We start from the raw sequence: 20,266 nt of genomic DNA on the forward strand, positions 1-20,266 counted from the left end.
TGCTTTTTATTCTTGTACTGTGTGCTTTATTATTATCCTAAAACTAGGATTCCATTGTGCTTCCCTTCGTGCAACAGATATTCTATTATTCATATTTAAACCTACAAAATCATCAGGTTCTTTGTTATCGTTGTTTTCTTCCTCATTAAAATCATTATGGCCTTTTTCTGTTTTTAGAGTGTCAATAAAATTATCTTTTAAAGGATAATAATTTCTGCAGTCTTCTTCTATTTCTTGAATGGTAAAACAATTCTCGTCTGCTACGTCATTATGATAGCAACAGGTTAGAACTCGCCAAGGCTCTGCTAGGTCTGGATGAAAGCTTTCATAAGTGGCTTTTATGAATTGTCCTCTGATATTTTTACGGTTAGCCACAGCTTCTACATCATCTAAATCTACCAAAGAACAGCCAAATTGATTTTCTCTAAACGGTCTATCACAACTATCCGTATAAATAGGGCTAGTCGCATTTCTAAATTTTCCATTAAAAAGTAAATAATACCCTTTGCAAGAGGTCATCTTTTCTAGAATTCGTAGTTTTTCCCATTGCTGTCTTGGCTTACCGTTATATCTTAAGGTTTGATATTTATTATCCTTAAACAAGACTTTAGCTTGTAATGCAAACCATTTGTAGCATCCTGGAGTAGTTTCTAGAAATATATCTATATCACCACCATAAGTAGCTTCATCTTTTGCAGCACGAGCATACACATCAAAATTTTGCTCATAGGCTGTCCTAAAGTTGCGAATGTCTGCAATAATTTTTGCCGTGACGCCTATTTCTGGTTTGTTTACTGACACGTTATGATGATAAACTATATCATCCCATACCTCAGCTGCAATGCCTTGAAATAATTGACATCTAAGTGTTTCTTCTATTCTTTTTGATGGCATACAATTTATTTTTAACAAACCCTAACCTTACCAGTGACAACCCCATTTATCAGACTCCCCTTATACTCCTTTAACTTCTCAATCTCTTGCTCCTTTAAACCAATAGCCGTTTCAATCTTTCGTGTACCAATATCTAGAAAATCTACTATTTCTCTTTGTTCTTGTATTGATGGGTACCAGACATTTGGTTCCTTTAAAATGGATTGCGTGACACTATAAACCTTTACACCTTTTACTTTTGTCCTTATTTGGTTTCTAAAAGATTGTGATTCAAATACGTAAGCAAAAAATCTTGAATTTATTTTAAATTTAGGTTTAGCAACAACTGTATGATAACCAGCAAAAATTTCATCTTTACTTTTCAAATAAGTGAAATTGCCAGAACCCTCAATATCTTCTGATGTATCCGCAAAAACAAAATCTCCTTCTTTTATCAAAGCATTTGTGTTAGATTCAAGATAATCATCATCAACACATTTTAATTGTTGAATATTTGTATCAACTTCAAATCCGTATTTTGAGTGTATTTCACCATAATTAACGCAAAAGACACCCTCTTCTTTTAAATTCTCTTTGGTAATAGTAAGCCCTTTTCCTAATTGGAAAATATATCTAAACCTCTTCACCTTCCAATGCTCAGGGATCTCACCAATCCACTCCACACCAGAATCTTTCAAGGTCACACTATCATCTAGACCACGTGTTACTGCTTTGTGTATTAAAATTTGTTTGCGTTCTTTAAGCAAGTTGATTTGTTGCTGTTTAATCCCAATAGCATCGTCTATTTTGGTGGTTTTATCGTCAAGAAATTCAGCGATGGCGGTTTGTTCTGGGAGTGGGGGAACAGCTAAAGGGATTCTTTTCATCCTATCTTTTGACAAATCCCATTGACCTATTCGTACCCCGTCAGAAGCTTTGCCAAAAAAGGAAACATACATTTTACTTCTAATAGCTATATGAAAAAAACGTGGTTCAATCTCTTTAGTAAACTCAAAAGTATAATAAGCAGGACTTACTATTCCCGTATAACTTGAAACACCATACGAGCCTTGCCAAGCTTTCATCTTATTCATTCCAAATTGACCTTTTTTCAATAGTTTGTATCCTGTTAAATCATCAGGAATGAAATTGTGATTTGAATCCTCATTTTCTATATCCCTAACAATTACTCCTTTTTCCCTTGTAATTGAAAGTAAAGTTTCATTTGGATGATTTTTTGAAGAAACTGGATTTAAAATTGACCCCAATCTTCCTAGCTGCCAATGCTCAGGTATTTCTCCCAACCATTCTACACCAGAATCTTTATAACTATCGTAACGTTGTACTTTATTTTCTATTGCTACCATTAGACCAAGTTTAAAATGTCTGCAATTAAGCCATCACTTTGTTTTTCTAAGTCTAGAATATCAGCTGTTACTTCCTCAATATTACGTAAAGGTGTGTGCTTGTAAAAGTATTTATTAAAGCTTATCTCATAGCCTATTTTCGTAGCATCTAGATTAATCCAGGCTTCTGCTACGTGTGGATGTACTTCACGTTTAAAGTAGCTGTGTATGTTGTCTTTAAGTGGCACGTTTTCTGTATCACGCAGGTCGCTTTCGGTCTCGTAAACAACGTACTCACCTTTTTTAAGAGACCTCTCGCTTCTCGACGGCGCTCGAAGTGACAGGCTCGTGGGGACATCGTTACTAACACTTCGACTGCGCTCAGCGTGACAAGGATAATACCCAAAGTCAGGTAAGTCGGCTTCTTCGCAATTTAGGTGTTCTAGAAGTTGGGTGAGTTTATCACCCGTGAGTTTTACTACTTTTTTAATCACCTTTGCGGCAGCTGCGTCGTACCAACTCAGTGCATTTAAAATCGCTTTTTTATCACTAGCAGCGATGGCTATTTTTTGTGCTTTAAGCTCATCATCTACTTCCTTTTTAAATACATTATAATCTGTGTACAACGTATCGCCAAAGATATTTTGCAACTTCTTTGCTGTGGTTAGCTGTCGCAAGTGTTTATCCCACGTATCTTGCTTGCATAACTTGGTTTTATGTGCAGAAGAGAGGTTGAGCTCTTCTTTTTCCACCCATTCTAGAAGTTCCTTTTGGTGCTTTTTCACATCTCGATATACGCTATCGCCATACGTTTCATACGCATATTGCATCGCTTCTTGTAACACGCGGTCGTAGCGCAGTGTTTCTATACGGGCATCTGTACATTGTGACTTAAGACGTTTTGGCCGTTCTACCGTTGCTTTATAATACCCAAAATCACTATTATCAAACACAAGACTCTCTAGGGGTAGCTCCTCAGTACGCTTTCGCGAAAGCGCACTCATATACACCTCCGTGATTTTATCAATATGTTTCTTTGTAAACTCACAGTTTTTATTCCCTAGATTCTTGCGTAGTTTTTTATATAAATCACTCGCATCTATGAGTTGTACTTTTCCTTTACGAGTGGCGGTCTTGTTATTACTCAATACCCAGATGTAGGTAGTAATTCCCGTGTTATAAAATAAATTGTTAGGTAGCTGTATGATGGCTTCTAGCATATCATTTTCTATAATGTAACGGCGTATGTTACTCTCACCACCGCCAGCATCACCTGTAAATAAGCTAGAACCGTTGTGTACACTCGCAATGCGTGTACCCGCAGGAGATTGCTCCAGCGTTTTCATTTTTGAAACCATCTCCATAAGAAACAGTAATTGACCGTCTGAGGATCTTGGTACCGCATCTACATCTTCTACCGTACCCCAATAATCTGCCAGTTGTATTTTAAAACGCGGGTCTATCACGTCTTTACCATCCTTAATATACTTTTGCTCACTGCTCCACGATTTACCATACGGAGGGTTAGAAAGCATAAAGTCAAAGCTTGTTCCTGTAAACTCATCTGTAGAGAGGGTAGAACCCACACGTATGTTTTCTGGGCTATTGCCCTTAATCATCATATCACTCTTACAGATGGCATACGTCTCGTCATTTATTTCCTTCCCGTATAAATAGACATCTCCCGTAGCTTTTATAGCGCCTTCTGGGTCTTTAATAAAGTTTTGACTCTCTGTAAGCATCCCACCACTACCACAGGCAGGATCATAAATAGTCATCACCGGTGGTAACTGGTCTTTTATAGGCTCAAAAATGATGTGCGTCATAAGCTCTATTACCTCACGTGGTGTAAAGTGCTCTCCCGCTTCCTCATTATTTTCTTCATTAAACTTACGTATGAGCTCTTCAAAAACGTATCCCATCCCAAGATTAGATAAGGCAGGGAGTTTACGCCCTTCTGGATCCTCCTTTTCAAAAGGGGTGAGGTTTATGTGTGAAGAAGTAAATTTTTCTAGTACATCTAGCAATACATCTTTGCCAGCCATATGCTTGATCTGGCTCACTAGGTTAAACTTATCTACTATCTCTTTTACGTTAGGGCTAAAACCTAGTAGATAGTCTTCAAAATTGGCTAGAAGTATACTTTGGTTATTAGATGCCGTGTCTTTTAATAATTGAAGTGTCCATTTACTAGTGTTGTAAAACACATAACCAGAAGCTGCTTTAAGACCTTCATTTTCTAGTTCAGTAAATCCAGCTTCTACTTTCTGGAAGTGTACCTCGTCCATCACCTCTTTTTTAGTAGGCTCAAGCAGTGCATCTAGACGTCGCAGTACTACCATAGGTAGTATCACGTCACGATATTTACCACGTACATAAACGTCACGTAGGCAGTCGTCTGCAATAGACCAGATAAAGGAAATAAGTTTTGAGTGGGATGAGTTATTCATAAGTTATAACTGTATGCTTAAGGTGTTTTTATAATCGTTTTGCCAAGATACTATTTATAGATTGTACGTCTTTACGTGTTTCCGTAAAAGTGTAAGATTTTACTGTTAAAATTCAATAATTCATTAGTTGGAGTTTAATGTCTAAACGCACAAAACCCCGCAACAATGTTGCGGGGTTTTGCATATCAAAAATTGACTTTCTACAAGCTATTTTTTAAGCTACTAATTCCTACTTATTCTCCACAGCAAACTCAGCCGTGGTATTTATATATAATATCACCCCTTGTGCACCAGCACTAATCTGATGTTGTGAGACACCCGTAGCGCCAAAATAGCTACCCAGCATTGTAGTTACCGGAGCAGTCGCTGTTGCTGCCTTATAGCTAGCATCGCCGCTCACAATGACTGCTTTAAAATCTCCCTCACCCGTGGTGATGTTTCCTGTAAAACCAGGTGCGAGACGTAGGTAAAAGCCTTTGTGCTTTTTATTAGTTTGTGATTGCCAGAGTGCCGCCAGTGATGCGCCCTCTAGAGTGCCTGTTTTGTTAAGCCAGTTTATATCTTTACCATCTAGCCATACTACGTTTGTATCGTGTACATTAATAGGGCGCTCCGTAGTTTCAAAAGCCTCCTCAACAGGTTTTACTACGTAAGGCCCGTTATCTATCTCTACAAAAGCCATATTAGTCGCTGCGCGTGCTGCTGTGATGTGCGTCTCTCCAGAAGGTTGCGTCCAGAAAGAGCCATCTGGCATCCAGAGTTCGCGGGCATTCTTATCTGCATTGTGAATCTCCCCATCTAGTACAATTGCTCTATAGGTCGCATCGTGTATGTGTGGTGGAGAAGCAAACCCCTCTTTAAATTTTACCAGCATACCAGAAGGACCTTCTTTAGTGCGATCTCCCCATAAGTTGGTAGCGCGCGGTCCATTCTCACCACGTGCTGGGTTAAGTGCTCCCCAGGTAACATCTGTAGCGAGCATAAGCTCATATGTAGCCTCGTTATAGGAGATGGCTTCTGTAGGTGGTGTATCTTTTATTTCTTGCTGTGACGTTTGCTCTGCGCAGCTTGCCGTAAGTAAGGCAAGTGCTGCTGTGGCGATGAGATGTTTCATAGGTATCGGTTTTTGTGTTCTATGAAATGTTTTTTAAAATATGTTGTGTTGTGGTGATTAAGTGTGTGCGTTTTTGCTCACTGTAGGCATCTGTGTGTGCCCTGCCAAAGCTTCCTTTGTCATTATCAAAATAATCACCGCTATGGCTCGCATAACTAGGGTTTGTAGCGAGGTCTTGTAAAATAGTTGCTCCTTTATCTGCTGGTGACCAGTGGTGACCGTAGGCTTCTTTTACCATATTTGTATTAAGCAAAGAACCTGGGTTTACAGGAATAACCGTAAGTGCTGGCTCTTGTATTGCTAGGTCAAAGCTCCACATTAATAAAGCAAGCTTACTCTGTGCGTAGGTCTCCTGCTGGCTCTCTTCTTTAGTACCTGCTAGCACGCTATCTATTACTGATGACTGTGCTGCAGAGCTCAAGTTTATAATGCGCGTGCGGTCACCTTTTTTAAGAAGATCGAGTAGGGAAGTGGTGAGCAGGTAAGGCGCTATATAATTTACCGCCATACGCATATCAAGCGCATCTGCTGTAAACGGCTCACGGCTTTTAAAAACCCCTGCGTTGTTTATGAGTACATCTAGTGTTGTGAGTTTTTCATTTACCTCACTAGCCATAGCACGCACTGCTGCCATACTAGAAAAATCTGCCACAAAACCGTCTATATGTTCATTGTTAGATTCGGCTTTTATGGTGGCGATGGTCTCTGCTACTTTTGTAGCATTACGACCGTGTATGTACAAGGTATGTCCTTGTTTTGCTAGCTGTATGGCGGTTAGTTTACCTATGCCGTCAGTACTTCCAGTAATTAATATGGTCTTGCTCATTCCTATATATTTATGTTGATGAAAACTGGCACTCGTTGTATTGCCAGTTTTTTTAATTTTATTCTTGTTCTAAGATAGTCATTACGGCTGCGTTTCTTAAAAAGGTGCAGCGGTATCTTTAGGACCGTCTGGTAAACTCCATCGCTGGCGAGCGGTTACACTTTCTAAAGCAACATCTTTAATGGTGTCGCTGTTGCTAATATTTCCGTAGCTGCTTTTACTACCACGTGGTATCTGCATACGGTCTCCAAATAACCACACTACTAAATTACTACGTTGTCCGCTTGTAATGGGGTGTGTTGCGTGTGGGACATTACCTCTATGGATGATGGCTTTTCCAGGCTCAAAAATAGCTTGTACCGTTTTTCCTGAAGCTTTATCATAAAAATCAACCTCAGATCCTGTAAACTTTTCATCTGGTAAGTTGATATTGATATTCAAGGTAGCTGCAGAGGCATCGGTATGTGCGTGTAAATCCTTGTCCTTATCTGGATTGTACTGGATAGAAAAACCAAAAGTCTGATTGTCATAACCATAAGTTCCTAATAACAAACGTGCTATAGGACGCATAAAACGGTCCATCATATCATTATAAAATGCCTGAAAATGAGGTGCTGCCAGATGACCTTCAGAACGAGGGTCTAACATCATTCCATATCGGTTTAATTGTATACCATAAGGTGCACGTTTTGGCACTCCTGAGTTTGCTACAGCTTCTAGATAGTTACGAAAATCTGCTAAACGATCTAGATCAAAAAACTGTGCTACATAAACTCCAGGTATAATTTCTTCCCACAAATCGGCAACAGCAGATTCTTTTTCTGGGTTTTCCCAAGCATCTTTAATAACTTGACGTAATCTTGGGTCTAGCAAGGTTTCATCAGGAACTAATACATCATCCTTGTTTTCTATTTCCCATTCTGCCCAAGCAGCTTCTAGTAATTTACGATTTTCGTTCCAAAATTGAGAAACAGATGGATCGCGTCTTAATGATAATTCTCGTGATGGTACTTTTAAAGCACGAGCTTCTGCAAGTGCATTTGTATGTTCTATGGTACTCATAATATTATGTTTTACGTATAGCTACTGCTATTCTATTTTATATTTATAACAGAACTGCGCACAAATGGCTGTTGGCTTTGGTAATTAAAATAAGGGTTGTTATGAAAAGCAAAGTTCTGTATTTTTAATCTTTAAGCACCTGTAAAAGAGGTGTTTAAAGATTAAATACTTCCATAGTAAGCCTATGGATGAGGTCTTAGTTAGTTACAACTACTTTACCTATTGCTTTACCACTCTCTAGTCTTGCATAAGCATCACCTACATTATCTAGTGCAAATGTGCTGTCTACAAGAGGTACTAGTGCTTTGTCTTGTGCGATGTTGCTTAGCTCTTTTAAAATCGCTCCGTGCTCTTCTCGCTTGTAGTTGTGTAACATAGGGATGAGCATAAACACGACGTGTAGTGATAATCCTTTAAAGTGTGCTGGAGTAAGATCTAGGTTGCACATAGATACTGTAGTAGCGATTTGTGCATTAAGAGCTGCTGCCTCAAAAGACTTCGTAAGGTTATCTGCACCTACGGTATCATAAATAAGGTCAAAACCTGCACCATCTGTATATTTTGCTACATATGATGCTACCGTTTCCTCTTTATAGTTAATTGCCGTTGCTCCATACCCTTCTATAATCTTTCGTTGCTCTGGTCCTCCACAAGTAGCATATACATCTGCGCCAAAGTGAATAGCTAGTTGTACCGCTACGTGGCCTACACCTCCAGATCCACCTTGTACAAGTACCTTTTGTCCTTTTTTAATCCCTGCACGCATTAACCCCTCATAAGCAGTAATTGCTACAAGTGGTAGTGATGCCGCCTCAGTCATAGATAAGTTGGCAGCTTTGTGAGCAATAAGTTTACTGTCTGCCACGATATATTCGGCTAGCGTACCTTGTAAGTCGGCAAGGCCACCTACACAACCGTATACCTCGTCACCAACTTTAAAGTCATTTACACCTTCACCTACTGCTTCTATCACTCCTGCAAAGTCCATTCCTAATATAGCTGGTGCTGCTGGTGATAGCGGTAGGTCTGATCCCATCTTGCGTATCATTGTGTCTACCGTGTTCACACTAGAGGCTGCAATCTTGATACTCACGTGGCCTGGTGTTACTGCTGGTTTTGCTACTTCGCTTGCTGTGAATGGGGCATTCTCGCCGTATTCGTTTATAATCATCGCTTTCATAGATGCTTTCTTTTTATAGTTTGTGTTTTTCTTTGATGATACAAAGGTAATGGGATAGGTCACTAGTCTATTTGTATATAAAATGGTTAATTAGGTATAAATAGAGGTTATTGGGTGTATTATGATAATTTTAACGCTATAAAACCCTAAATTTGTCCCTAAATCATACTACTATGCAAGTATTAGAAGCTTATAAACCTTTTGAAATACAAGAAATGGAGTTGTCTGAGTGGAAACAACGCCCAGTTAAAAACAACTTTTTTGAACTTGTACTTATTGAAAGTGGAGAGGGTACGCAGTGTATTAATTACAACTTTTACGATTATAAAAAGGATAGTATCTTTTTACTACCTCCCTTAAAGTGTCACTCTTTTAATATAGAGAAGCGCACAAAATTTGTCTTTTTAAAGTTTACCAATTCGTTTTTTAAAAGCTCTAATAAGATGACCCTAGATAAGTCTGAATGGTTTAAAGAAGCGGCCTACATCTTGTCTAACTATAACCAGCTGCCTGGCGATATCATTAAAAGTGATGCAGATAGGGAGCATCTCAAACAGCTTACGGCAATTATTTTAAGAGAGACTAGAAATTATGGAGAGGTCTCTGTATCGCTTATCTCAAGTCTTATGGTAAGTATCTTAGAAGTGGTTATTAGAAATATTAAAAAAGGGAGTCACTATGAGATTGTAAATACAACAAGTGATGATAGAGCAACAAAAATGCTCACCTACATCAACGAGAATATTGCAAAAAGTGAATTGCTTAAAGTAGATAGACTTGCAGAAACATTTATGATGTCTGCCACCTACGTAAGTGAGTTTTTTAGAAAACAGGTAGGGATGTCCTTGCGCGAGTATATTATGAAAGCCAAACTTAGACTGGTAGAGATACGTCTTCTCAACTCAGATTTCACCCTCACTGAAATCGCAGATGAGCTAGGCTTTACAGATGTAAGTCACCTCTCAAAAACATTTAAACGCTATACAGGCTCTTCTGTAAGAGAGTTTAAAAATGCTGGGGAGTATATGCTACTTAAAAGAGCCTCTTGTGGTGTGAGTGCTTAAGATGTACTCGTTTTTTATAACCAATCAAATATTAATGTATGAGTGGAGGAATACTTTTTGAAGCAATCATATTTCTAGCCGGTGCCGTGATATGTGTGCCACTAGCAAAAAAACTAGGACTCAGTTCTGTAATAGGATATCTACTAGCCGGGATGCTCATAGGACCTTATATGTTAGGTTTTGTAGGGCAAGAAGGGCAAGATATACTGGAGTTTGCCGAGTTTGGCGTAGTGGTAATGCTCTTTATTATAGGGTTAGAGATCAAACCAAGCAGCTTCTGGGAGATGCGAAAACTCGTTATAGGTATGGGGAGTATTCAAGTATTTGGGACGATGCTGCTCACGTATGGCATTCTTTACCTAGCTGGCGTAGATTGGAAAATTGCACTTACCAGTGCAATGGCAGTCTCATTATCATCTACAGCGATTACTTTACAAACAAATAAAGAAAAGGGCTTGATGGAAACCACCTACGGTACTTCTTCATTTTCTATTCTGTTATTTCAAGATATTATTGTCATTGTAATGCTTGGTGTATTACCTCTTTTGTCTAATGTGAGTGATGCTACTACAGCAAGTGAAGGTGGTCACGGTGGTCACGTGAGTCTACTTGATGACCTGCCTCTAGGACTGCAAGCACTGGCTATTATATCATCTATCGCTATTATTATAGTAGCGGGTAGGTATCTTATTGTCCCTATGTTGCGTCTGGTGGCGAGGTCAAAGGTGAGAGAGCTACTCGTAGCCTCTGCTTTACTTATAGTAGTGGGTATCTCGTTTCTTATGGAGTTAGTAGGGCTCAGTCCTGCTCTTGGAGCCTTTTTAGGCGGGGTCGTTCTGGCTACTAGTGAGTTTAAGCACGAGCTTGAAAGTACGCTAGATCCTTTTAAGGGATTATTACTAGGCTTATTTTTTATGGCAGTAGGTGCCTCCATAAATTTCATTGTTATTGCCGAAAACCCTTTATTGATTACCGGTCTTGTGGTGGGTGTCATCCTTGTAAAGGCAATTGTATTGCTCATTGCGGGATTAGCCTTTAAGCTTAAACTTGACCAGCGATTACTACTTATTGTAGGACTAGCACAAATAGGGGAGTTTGCCTTTGTATTGTTATCCTTTGCTTTCCAGCTCAATATATTTGAGAGAGAGCAGCTAGATATTATGCTCGTGGTTACAGCCCTCACAATGACTATTACACCTGTACTGTGGATTGTAAACGAACGCCTTATTTTACCTCGCAAAGGAACTAAAGAACAAGAAAAAAGACCTATGGACGATATACAGTCTAACCATAAAGTGTTGCTTATAGGTTTTGGTCATTTTGGGAGTACTGTGGGTAGATTTTTACGTGCCCACGGCATAAAAACTACAGTACTTGATTTAGACTCAAATAGAGTAGACTTCTTGCGTAAAATGGGGTTTGAGGTGTTTTATGGCGATGCAAATAGAATGGATCTTCTTGAGTCTGCTGGTATTGCAGAGGCAGATTACCTTATTTGTGCCATAGATAACCCAGAGCTGGTACGACGCATTGTAAAAAAGGTAAAGGATAAGTATCCTCACATTAAGCTACTCGTGCGCGCCAGAAATAGATATGATGCTTACGAGCTTCACAATATGGGAATTGATCATATTTACAGAGAGTCGCTAGATACATCGGTAAAGATGGCGAGTGATGTATTGCACTTTATGGGCTTTGATCGAGAGGCTACAGATGAGCAAGCAGCCAAATTTATACAGCTGGATGTAGATAGTTTGAAACGTCTTGCAGTAAGCCCAAAAGACGAGAAAGAATACATCTTTAGAGCAAGAAAGGAAATTGCACAACAAGAGGAGTTGCTTAATAGTGACCTCCATATGGGAAGTAGTAGCCTGGGAGATAAGCGTTCATAAAAAAAGCCCATCATAACGATGGGCTCAACTAGCAGACTAATTAAACAACTTAGTTAAAAGTTGTTTCGCCTTCATTAGGGTTGTACACATAGTTAAATGTGTAGTATCTACTCGCGTCTGTCTGTGGGTCTGGGCTGGCAGGTGCATCTTGATAATAGCTCAGTATCTCAACTTTTGCATAGTTACCCTCGGTAGTTTTAAATACAAGTATTTGTCCTGGTATAGGAGAGACCACGTTGTTTTGAAAGTTGTAATTGTACCACCCATTATCACTTCCTGTAGGGATGGCAAACTCGCTTTCTGAGTCTTGTGTAAACGTAAGACCTTCTGCTGTAGTCACATTATCAAAAGTACTAGCAACGATAGCTGCTGCCGCATCACCAGTGCGTGTAGGTTCATCATCTGTACCTGTTGCTACGCCGCCATTTACAGCAATGGTAGTACCTCTAAAGGCAATATCCCACTCTGTATCACTTGTCGTGATTGCTCCTGTCTCAAAGTCAAATTTTGTAAAATCACCTCCTATAGGTTCTCCTTGTCCGCCCGTTTGTGGCGCATAGAGATTACTTACTTGCTCTGCTTCTACAGGGGCGAGTGTAACCGTAGTATCATCATCGCTGCTGCACGATGTAAAAGCAAGGATAAAGAGGGTTGCTAGTGTAAAAAAGTTCTTGTTCATTGTGTGTGTATTAAATAGTTAAAATTGATAATTAATTGAGGCATACCCTTGTATGCCCGGTAAAGTAGGGATGTTGCTATCTTTATAATCAAAGAGGTTATTTGCTCCTACTTGAAGCGTGAAGTCATTATAAAATGTTTTTGACGCAGCAACATTGGTTGTTAGGTAGCCGTCTACAAAGCTGGTGTCGTAGCGATCTATTAGGTTATTACCGTTTGTGTCAAACTGTGCGTACTTACTGCGGTAGAGTAGACGTACATTCATAGCTATATCTAGAGATGGGATGTTATAAAATAGCTTTGCATTTGCATTATGCCGGGATCTATTAATGAGTCCAAAATGGTCTTGGGCTGCTATAACAACCGTCTGGTTAGTCCCTGGGTCTCGCGCAAAAACTTGTCCATCTCGTACCGCCTCCCTGTTTGCATTGTTATATGCATACAGCAACTGGTATCCCGCACTAAGACGAAGATCTTTTGAGAAGGTGTAGGTCGCATTAAGCTCAAAACCTGTGGTAAATACCTTATCAAAATTTGCATAGCTAAAGACATTTTGGCCATTTTGTTTTCTAGCAATAATGCGTGTATCAATCAGATTTTTAAAGTCATTTCTAAAGCCGTTAAGCTCTGCATTCCACTTTCCTTTTTTATAGGTGACGCCTAGGTTGTAACCTACAGAACTTTCGGCGGCGAGCGGTTGTGATAAGTCATCTTGAGAGATGAGTACATCTAGTATCTGGTCTTGATTTTGCAGTTCTTGAAGCTTACTTAACGCCACATTATAGCCCAAAACGGTGTAACCCACGGCAGCATTTGTAAAATCAAAGTAAAGCTGTCTAAAGTCTGGCGCTTTAAAGCCATACCCCACAGAGCCCTTAATGGCAATAGCATCTGTAGCCTCGTAGCGTAGGGCAATTTTTGGACTAAGTTGATCACTATATTCAGAGTGATTATCATAACGCAATCCTGCTATAACATTCAGTTTGTCTAGCGGTGTGGTGTCATACTGTGCATAGATGTATTGCGAGTTAAAACGTACCGTCTCGTCAAAAAAGGTGCGATCTAGCTGGTCATACTGTAAGCCTATACCTGTTGTGAGTGATCCCGCTTTCGCGAAAGCGTAATTACCACGTACCTCTGGCCGCCATAACTTCTGGTTAAAGTCATTATCACTAAGCACTCCTGCCGAAATAGGGTCTTGTAGCAACTCCCTCGCTTGATAGTTTGTGTAATAGAGTTCATAGGTAGTAGTGAGTGGGGAATCAAACTTTTGGTCTAATTTGAGATGGGTGTTATACTCACGCTCGTCTGTATCACCCTCGTAGCGCACATTATCTACCGTAAGGCCAGCTTCCTGCTCTTGATCATATAATCTAGCAGAGCCAAACAATGAAAGCTTGTCACTAAAGTCATAATACACACGACTATTTACAGTGTAGTTTACAAATGGATTTACGGTCTGTCCTTCATTTTCTGGTGTGAGATCATAACCATTGCTAGAGTTTCGGTTTGCAAACAGGGCATATCTCAATTTTTCAAACCCCTGCTTGATACTGGCTTGCACGTCTTGTGTGGTATTTGAGCCTATGCGATAGGTCACATCACCATCTAGCTGTTCTGATGGTGGCTTTTCTGTAATAATATTGATAACTCCGCCCAGCGCCTCAGAGCCATAAAGGCTACTAGAGGGACCTTTTACCACTTCTATCTGTTTGATATTACCTACGGTGAGTCTACTCAAATCAAAGTTTCCCGCACTACGACCCACTAGTGGCACACCATCTATAAGGATAAGTATATAGTCTGATGATATTCCTTGTATTTGAACCCCTTCAAAACCGCTCTCATCTGCAATGGTGATAATACCTGTTTGCTCATTAAGTATCTCTTGTAGTCTTAAACTTCCAGATTGCTTTATGGTTTCTTGTGAGATTAAGGTTACGGGTAGGGGGAGGGAAGATAACTGTCGCTTTGTGCGAGTTGCCGTGAGGATCACTTCTTCTAGTTTTTCTGGTGTTACAGCCTCTGGTTGCTCTTGAGAAAAAAGTGTTTGTGAGGTTATAAGAAGTACTAAGCTTATTGCTAGTGTTTTAGGGCTCATTTTATTTAGATCGATTCTTAATAGTGAGCAAATATAGTATTTATTGTTATTTAGATTTAATAAAAATAACTATTTTTACACCACAAATTACTTAACAACATACCTATCAGATGAAAAGAATATTATTTACCCTACTTATAATAAGTATAGGATTACAAACCACAGCACAGACTAATAAAAAGGAGCTCGATAAAGAAGCTATAAAGAAGATGTGCGGCTGCTTTGAAGTGACTTTTAACTTTGCAGAGACCTTTAATTATAGTAATGACTCATTATATAAGCCTTCAAAAAATAAGGTAAGCAAAGGGCTAGAGTGGGCGCAACTCGTTACAGATAAGGAGGATCAAATTGAGATACAACACTTATTACAAGTAGGAAGCGCAGAACAACCTATGATTGTAAAACACTGGAGACAAAACTGGCTTTATGAAAACACAAACCTCTACTCATACAACGCAGATAATGTATGGACTTATGAGAGTAAAAGTGCAGATGATGTAGCTGGACAGTGGACACAAAAGGTGTATCAAGTAGATGATAGTCCGCGTTACGAAGGCTCTGCAACCTGGGTACACGTAGATGGTAAGAGCTATTGGGAGAATACCGCAAATGCACCTTTACCTAGGCGAGAGTATACTACTAGAAGTGACTATAACCTTACGGTACGTGGTAATCGCCAGGAGATCACTCCTTATGGATGGGTACACGATCAAGATAATAGTAAGGTAGTGCGCACCGCAAACCAAGAAGATCAAGTAATAGCCAAAGAAAAAGGATACAACACCTACAAGCGTGTAGATGATAGTAAATGTGCTGCTGCTGCAAAGTGGTGGGTAGATAACCAAGAAAAATGGGCGCTTGTGCGCACTAAATGGGATGAAGTTTACAATAAGAACAAAGACCTACATCTAGAGCAAAAGGTAGATAATAAAGTGTTGTACAAGCACCTTTTTGGCGAAGGATATGACGATCAAGAAAGTATAGACCAACTTATAGAATCATTTGTAAAAGAATAATTATGAAAAGAGCACATAATATATTACTACTGGCTATTCTTCTAGCAAGTACCCTAGTAAACGCACAAGACGATAACATTTTTCTAAATAGAGATTTTTGGAAAGGTGATGTCACAGTAAGTACCGTCGCACAAAAAATAAAAGAAGGTAACGACCCGTCAATGCTCAATGCAAACGCCTTTGATGCTACGGTGTATGCACTACTTGAAAAGAAAGATGTAGCTGTAATTAAATATCTCCTCGCACAGCCAGGTAATGACGTAGCAAAAAAGACACACGACAGCCGTATCTATTTACACTGGGCCGCATATGCAGGTGATGTTGCGACTGTAAACTATTTACTTAAAGAGGGGTCTAGTACAACAGCACTAGACAGCCATAGTTTTACTCCGCTAGCTTTCGGGATTAATGCTGGGCAGGTTCATCCAGCCATCATTGATGCTTTTGAAGATGCAGGCGTAAACCTCACCGCTCAAAAAAGCGATACCGGTGTAAACTTACTTTTACTTGCAGCACCATCATTAAAAACAGATGCAGATCTTGATTACTTTTTAAATAAAGGTTTTGACATAAATGCTACAGATACTAAGGGGAATGGCATTTTTAACTATGCCGCAAAAAAAGGAAATATAGATTTTCTTAAAACCCTTGTAGCAAGTGGTGTGGCTTATAAAGAGTTTGCCAGTGATGGAGGTAACGCATTTATGTTTGCAGCTCAAGGTGGTCGTGGTTATAGTAACTCACTAGCCGTTTATGAGTATCTACAATCGCTAGGTCTTGAGGCAAATGTGGTTACAAAACAAGGTACAACACCTTTACACCGTCTTGCGTATAGCAACAAAGACGCAGCTATTTTTAACTTCTTTATAAATGCAGGCGTAGATGTAAACCAGAAAGATAAAAGTGGTACAACCGCCTTTCACAATGCTGCTGCCAGAAATAATCTCGCAATCGTGCAGTTACTCGCAAAGCAACTTACAGATATTAATACAGTAAATGATAAGGGGCAAACACCACTTATGCTTGCTGTGGGCGGTAATGATATGAGTGTTGTACAATATATACTAGATAATGGCGGTGACGCTTTCGCGAAAGATAAAGCAGGTAACTCACTAGCATCATACCTTGTACAATCATATAGCGCTAGGAATCCAAAAGCTTTTGAAAGTAAGCTTGCTTTATTATCAAAAAAAGGAGTGTCTCTTACCACTACACAAACCGAAGGAAATACACCATTACATCTTGCAGTTTTAAAAAATGATGTAAACCTTGTAAAGCAGCTTCTCGCATATAAACCAGCCATTAACGCAAAAAACAGTGAAGGACTTACTGCACTGCACATTGCAGCAATGAAGGCAAAAGACGACCGTCTTATGAAGTTACTCATAGCTAGTGGTGCAGATCACACAGTAAAAACAGATTTTGAAGAGTCTGTACTAGACCTCGCTACCGAAAACGAACTATTACAGCAAAATAACATCCCTCTAACATTTTTAAAATAATGAAAAGTATCTATAAAATCATACCAGCCCTGTTACTCACGGGGCTTTTATTAAGTGCATTTACCACAGCAACCACAAAACCTGTAAAGTGCCTTATCCAGATGACTAACTATAGTGGAGAAGGAGCCTACCTTGTAGTATCGCTTCTAGATCCTACCGGTGCGTATGAAGAGACACTCTATGTGCAAGGTAAAGACAGCGAGTGGTACAGTGAGATTACTGCCTGGTGGCAATTTTATGGGAAGCGCCGCCCTAATATAGATGCAATTTCTGGGGCTACCATAAGTGGTGGTGAGCGCACAGTGACTGTATTACAAATACCAGAAGATAAAATTGATCAAGGTTATAGTTTACGTTTTGAAACCTCTGTAGAAGATCAAGAATATTATGAAGATGATATTCAATTTGAGCTTACTTCAGAAAACCTGAAAGCCAAAAAAGAAGGTAAAGGTTTTATACGCTACGTAAGAATGTTACCTCAGTAAGATACTTATGACCCTCTCCATCTGGCGATATAGTCACTTTGTACTAGCCTTAGTTTCATCTTTATTTTTACTTGTCGCAGCTATAACTGGTGTTATACTTGCGATAGAGCCTATTGCTCATCAAGCAAAAGGATATGATGTGCGTGAGCTAGATAGCATCTCACTAGGCACTACAATAGGTGTAGTTAAAGAAAACTATGATGAGGTTTTTGCCCTAGAAGTAACCACTGCCAGATTTGTAAAAGCGGCTGTGCTTACCTCAGAGATGGAGACGCAAGATGTCTACATAGATGCTCTTACGGGTGAAACCCTTGCCATTGTACAAGAGCGCCCTTCCATCTATAGCTTTGCGACTAACTTACACAGATCACTGTTTTTAAAAACCCTAGGGCGTGTCTTTGTGGGTATAGTAGCGCTATTATTACTCGCTATAGCTCTTACAGGGTTTCTTTTGCTTATACAGCGACAAGGTGGCCTAAGAAAGATATTTGCTAGAGTTCATAAAGATTACCCAGAGTTACGATATCACGTTGTGCTTAGTAGGTGGTTTATCATCCCCATAATCATAATTGCATTTACAGGCGTCTATCTCTCTGCCGAAAAGTTTGAATTAATACCTTCTCCACAAACAGAAGTAGTGGAGTACACCTCTCAAGATGATGCTGTGAGGTATGACCGTGTTACTGAGATACCCTTTTTTAAAGAAACAATGCTCAGTGAGGTGCGTGAGGTAGCTTTTCCATTTTCTAGTGATCCAGAGGAGTATTATGAGATTGCACTTTCAGATAAAGAGGTTTATGTAAATCAAGCTACTGGGGAGATTGTAAGGAGTACTACATATCCATTTATAGAAGCTGTATCTAAGATAAGTTGGGTATTACATACCGGAGAAGGAACCGTTTTATGGTCTATCGTACTACTACTGGCTAGTATTTCTATTTTATATTTTATGTACTCGGGTTGTGTAATGAGTATAAAACGACTGTCAAAGAAGGGGAGAACGCTCAAAATGCCAGATAAGGATGACTGTGAGTATATCATTCTTGTAGGTTCGGAGACGGGTACAAGTCATTCATATGCACGCGCCCTGTATCAAGATCTTACTGCTGGCGGTAAAAATGTGTTTATGACGATGCTTAACTCGTATACCGCTTTCGCGAAAGCGCAACACATCATCATTTTTACATCAACATATGGAGAAGGTGAGGCACCTACAAATGCCAGAAAGTTTATTGAAAAATTTAAAACTATATCACAACCCAACGAGATTGCCTATGCTGTGGTAGGTTTTGGCTCACGTGAGTATCCAGACTACTGTAAGTTTGCCATACAAGTAGATGGACTTTTACAAGCTCAAGCCGGTTTTATACCCCAGCTTCCGTTACATAAAATTAATAATGGAGATGTGGCTCAAGTAAAAGAATGGGGTGCACAATATGGAAAACGTATAGGTGTAACATTACCGCTAGACACTAAGAAAAAAGTAAAAAAGGCAGCCGTTTTACAAGACTTCAAAATCCTTAAAAAAACTGAAATAAATATAGACGAAACCTTCATTATTACCCTGCAGCCCTTAAAAAAGACCTCATTTACATCTGGAGATTTACTTGCAATCATTCCACCAGATACAACAGTCGCTAGGCAGTACTCCATTGCTAGGGTAGCAGACACCATAGTTTTAAGTGTAAAAAAGCACAGTATGGGTAAAGGGTCTTCTTATTTATACAGCCTTAATGAGGGTACTATAATTAAAGCGAGTATAAATCATAATAGCCACTTTCATTTACCTAAAAAGGCTAGACAAGTGGTAATGATTGCAAATGGTACTGGTATCGCACCTTTTATAGGGATGCTGGATACAAAAGCACCTACGGAGTTTTACGTGTTTTGGGGGAGTCGTACAGGGGCATCTACCGCACTTTATAATGATTACCTCTTAGAAAAGTATGCTACAAACCCACGTGTACAATTTTATAAAAGCTACTCCAGAGAGGGGGACAAACAGTATGTGCAAGATGCTTTAAGAATACGTCGCGACGTACTGCTTAAAGTGATAGAGGATAAGGGTGTCATAATGATATGTGGATCGCTGGCGATGCAAAACGATGTACTTGACCTTCTAGAAGAAACGCTTGCACAATATAGTACAACAGATATTGCAAGCCTTAAGGAGTCTGGACAGCTAAAAACAGATTGCTATTAAAAACAATGCTTATGTGTACAAATCTCAAAACACTTTCAAAAAATATAGAAGGAGAGCTCTCATACTGCAAGGGGTGTAGGGTATATCATCTCTATTTTAATAATATATACCTTCAGTTTACTCCAAGAGAGTTTAAGGCGTTTACCACGTTTGTTTTTGAGATTGATGTTGCATATTGGGAAGCTTCTTGCCAGCGTGCATTGCTCAAGCGTAAGATACCTATACAGTCTATGCAACAAAATCTAGCAATGGTTTTTAATCAAAGTGAGCTCAACGCACTTAAGGACTTATTAAAAATTAAGACCAAAACAAACCGTTTTCTTAAACCCTACGAGATAGACTATACCTCTTTTTTGAATTAATAGAGCGAAGGCATAAAATCTATAAAATATTACAAGCTTATATTTTGTAATTAAAAATAAAATTGCTAAGTGGTTAGCAGTCAGCCAGTCGTATTGCTATGAGACTAAATAC

16 protein-coding genes are annotated in these 20,266 nt (G+C 39.3%); 7 read left to right on the forward strand and 9 right to left on the reverse strand.

Features of this window, described 5'->3' with window-relative positions:
- Nucleotides 1-6: 6 nt before the first annotated feature.
- From MED134_RS00510 to MED134_RS00540, 7 genes are all read right to left on the reverse strand, one after another.
- Entirely contained in the window at nucleotides 7-894 is an 888-nt protein-coding gene (locus MED134_RS00510) for a hypothetical protein (protein WP_021779353.1), read from the reverse strand.
- An 11-nt stretch (nucleotides 895-905) separates the two neighbouring features.
- Nucleotides 906-2,240 carry a restriction endonuclease subunit S gene (locus tag MED134_RS00515; RefSeq protein ID WP_021779352.1) on the reverse strand — a complete coding sequence of 445 codons (1,335 nt, stop codon included), beginning with the start codon at nucleotides 2,238-2,240 and terminating at the stop codon, nucleotides 906-908.
- Nucleotides 2,240-4,669, reverse strand: coding sequence for a class I SAM-dependent DNA methyltransferase (locus MED134_RS00520; protein WP_021779351.1), 2,430 nt, complete (start codon nucleotides 4,667-4,669; stop codon nucleotides 2,240-2,242). The genes MED134_RS00515 and MED134_RS00520 overlap by 1 nt, the downstream gene beginning before the upstream one ends.
- 229 nt (nucleotides 4,670-4,898) lie before the next feature.
- Entirely contained in the window at nucleotides 4,899-5,783 is an 885-nt protein-coding gene (locus MED134_RS00525) for a DUF4437 domain-containing protein (protein WP_021779350.1), read from the reverse strand.
- Nucleotides 5,784-5,802: 19 nt separating this feature from the next.
- Complete coding sequence (locus MED134_RS00530; protein ID WP_021779349.1) at nucleotides 5,803-6,609, reverse strand: SDR family NAD(P)-dependent oxidoreductase; 807 nt, start codon at nucleotides 6,607-6,609, stop codon at nucleotides 5,803-5,805.
- A gap of 96 nt (nucleotides 6,610-6,705) precedes the next feature.
- Nucleotides 6,706-7,671, reverse strand: coding sequence for a hypothetical protein (locus MED134_RS00535; protein WP_021779348.1), 966 nt, complete (start codon nucleotides 7,669-7,671; stop codon nucleotides 6,706-6,708).
- A 196-nt stretch (nucleotides 7,672-7,867) separates the two neighbouring features.
- Nucleotides 7,868-8,914, reverse strand: a complete 1,047-nt coding sequence (locus tag MED134_RS00540; protein ID WP_021779347.1) for a zinc-dependent alcohol dehydrogenase family protein — start codon at nucleotides 8,912-8,914, stop codon at nucleotides 7,868-7,870.
- A 110-nt stretch (nucleotides 8,915-9,024) separates the two neighbouring features.
- On the opposite strand from MED134_RS00540, the gene MED134_RS00545 reads away from it, so the two are divergent.
- Both MED134_RS00545 and MED134_RS00550 read left to right on the forward strand, forming a co-directional pair.
- Nucleotides 9,025-9,915, forward strand: coding sequence for an AraC family transcriptional regulator (locus MED134_RS00545; RefSeq protein WP_021779346.1), 891 nt, complete (start codon nucleotides 9,025-9,027; stop codon nucleotides 9,913-9,915).
- Nucleotides 9,916-9,953: 38 nt separating this feature from the next.
- Complete coding sequence (locus tag MED134_RS00550) at nucleotides 9,954-11,807, forward strand: cation:proton antiporter (RefSeq protein ID WP_021779345.1); 1,854 nt, start codon at nucleotides 9,954-9,956, stop codon at nucleotides 11,805-11,807.
- Between the two features lie 49 nt (nucleotides 11,808-11,856).
- Here MED134_RS00550 and MED134_RS00555 read toward each other — a convergent pair whose 3' ends face one another.
- Nucleotides 11,857-12,486: an HmuY family protein gene (locus MED134_RS00555; RefSeq protein WP_021779344.1), complete on the reverse strand. Its 630-nt coding sequence runs from the start codon at nucleotides 12,484-12,486 to the stop codon at nucleotides 11,857-11,859.
- Nucleotides 12,487-12,504: 18 nt separating this feature from the next.
- Nucleotides 12,505-14,586 carry a TonB-dependent receptor plug domain-containing protein gene (locus MED134_RS00560; RefSeq protein ID WP_021779343.1) on the reverse strand — a complete coding sequence of 694 codons (2,082 nt, stop codon included), beginning with the start codon at nucleotides 14,584-14,586 and terminating at the stop codon, nucleotides 12,505-12,507.
- A gap of 110 nt (nucleotides 14,587-14,696) precedes the next feature.
- On the opposite strand from MED134_RS00560, the gene MED134_RS00565 reads away from it, so the two are divergent.
- The 5 genes from MED134_RS00565 to MED134_RS00585 are packed head-to-tail and all read left to right on the forward strand — an operon-like array spanning nucleotide 14,697 to nucleotide 20,154.
- Nucleotides 14,697-15,602 carry a DUF6607 family protein gene (locus MED134_RS00565; protein WP_021779342.1) on the forward strand — a complete coding sequence of 302 codons (906 nt, stop codon included), beginning with the start codon at nucleotides 14,697-14,699 and terminating at the stop codon, nucleotides 15,600-15,602.
- Between the two features lie 2 nt (nucleotides 15,603-15,604).
- Nucleotides 15,605-17,104: an ankyrin repeat domain-containing protein gene (locus MED134_RS00570; protein ID WP_021779341.1), complete on the forward strand. Its 1,500-nt coding sequence runs from the start codon at nucleotides 15,605-15,607 to the stop codon at nucleotides 17,102-17,104.
- A complete protein-coding gene (locus tag MED134_RS00575; protein ID WP_021779340.1) occupies nucleotides 17,104-17,589 on the forward strand; it encodes a DUF2271 domain-containing protein in 486 nt (161 codons plus the stop codon). The genes MED134_RS00570 and MED134_RS00575 overlap by 1 nt, the downstream gene beginning before the upstream one ends.
- A gap of 7 nt (nucleotides 17,590-17,596) precedes the next feature.
- A complete protein-coding gene (locus tag MED134_RS00580; protein WP_021779339.1) occupies nucleotides 17,597-19,792 on the forward strand; it encodes a PepSY domain-containing protein in 2,196 nt (731 codons plus the stop codon).
- A gap of 11 nt (nucleotides 19,793-19,803) precedes the next feature.
- Nucleotides 19,804-20,154, forward strand: a complete 351-nt coding sequence (locus tag MED134_RS00585; RefSeq protein WP_148305622.1) for a DUF6686 family protein — start codon at nucleotides 19,804-19,806, stop codon at nucleotides 20,152-20,154.
- The last annotated feature ends 112 nt before the right edge of the window (nucleotides 20,155-20,266 follow it).

The sequence above is a fragment of the Dokdonia sp. MED134 genome, assembly GCF_000152925.2.
Classification (GTDB): Bacteria; Bacteroidota; Bacteroidia; order Flavobacteriales; family Flavobacteriaceae; genus Dokdonia.

Coding starts and splice junctions, on each gene's coding strand:
- MED134_RS00560 (WP_021779343.1), bottom strand. CDS start 14,586: ATGAGCCCTAAAACACTAGCAATAAGCTTAGTACTTCTTATAACCTCA.
- MED134_RS00515 (WP_021779352.1), bottom strand. CDS start 2,240: ATGGTAGCAATAGAAAATAAAGTACAACGTTACGATAGTTATAAAGAT.
- MED134_RS00545 (WP_021779346.1), top strand. CDS start 9,025: ATGCAAGTATTAGAAGCTTATAAACCTTTTGAAATACAAGAAATGGAG.
- MED134_RS00565 (WP_021779342.1), top strand. CDS start 14,697: ATGAAAAGAATATTATTTACCCTACTTATAATAAGTATAGGATTACAA.
- MED134_RS00530 (WP_021779349.1), bottom strand. CDS start 6,609: ATGAGCAAGACCATATTAATTACTGGAAGTACTGACGGCATAGGTAAA.
- MED134_RS00555 (WP_021779344.1), bottom strand. CDS start 12,486: ATGAACAAGAACTTTTTTACACTAGCAACCCTCTTTATCCTTGCTTTT.
- MED134_RS00510 (WP_021779353.1), bottom strand. CDS start 894: ATGCCATCAAAAAGAATAGAAGAAACACTTAGATGTCAATTATTTCAA.
- MED134_RS00520 (WP_021779351.1), bottom strand. CDS start 4,669: ATGAATAACTCATCCCACTCAAAACTTATTTCCTTTATCTGGTCTATT.
- MED134_RS00570 (WP_021779341.1), top strand. CDS start 15,605: ATGAAAAGAGCACATAATATATTACTACTGGCTATTCTTCTAGCAAGT.
- MED134_RS00575 (WP_021779340.1), top strand. CDS start 17,104: ATGAAAAGTATCTATAAAATCATACCAGCCCTGTTACTCACGGGGCTT.
- MED134_RS00525 (WP_021779350.1), bottom strand. CDS start 5,783: ATGAAACATCTCATCGCCACAGCAGCACTTGCCTTACTTACGGCAAGC.
- MED134_RS00550 (WP_021779345.1), top strand. CDS start 9,954: ATGAGTGGAGGAATACTTTTTGAAGCAATCATATTTCTAGCCGGTGCC.
- MED134_RS00585 (WP_148305622.1), top strand. CDS start 19,804: ATGTGTACAAATCTCAAAACACTTTCAAAAAATATAGAAGGAGAGCTC.
- MED134_RS00535 (WP_021779348.1), bottom strand. CDS start 7,671: ATGAGTACCATAGAACATACAAATGCACTTGCAGAAGCTCGTGCTTTA.
- MED134_RS00580 (WP_021779339.1), top strand. CDS start 17,597: ATGACCCTCTCCATCTGGCGATATAGTCACTTTGTACTAGCCTTAGTT.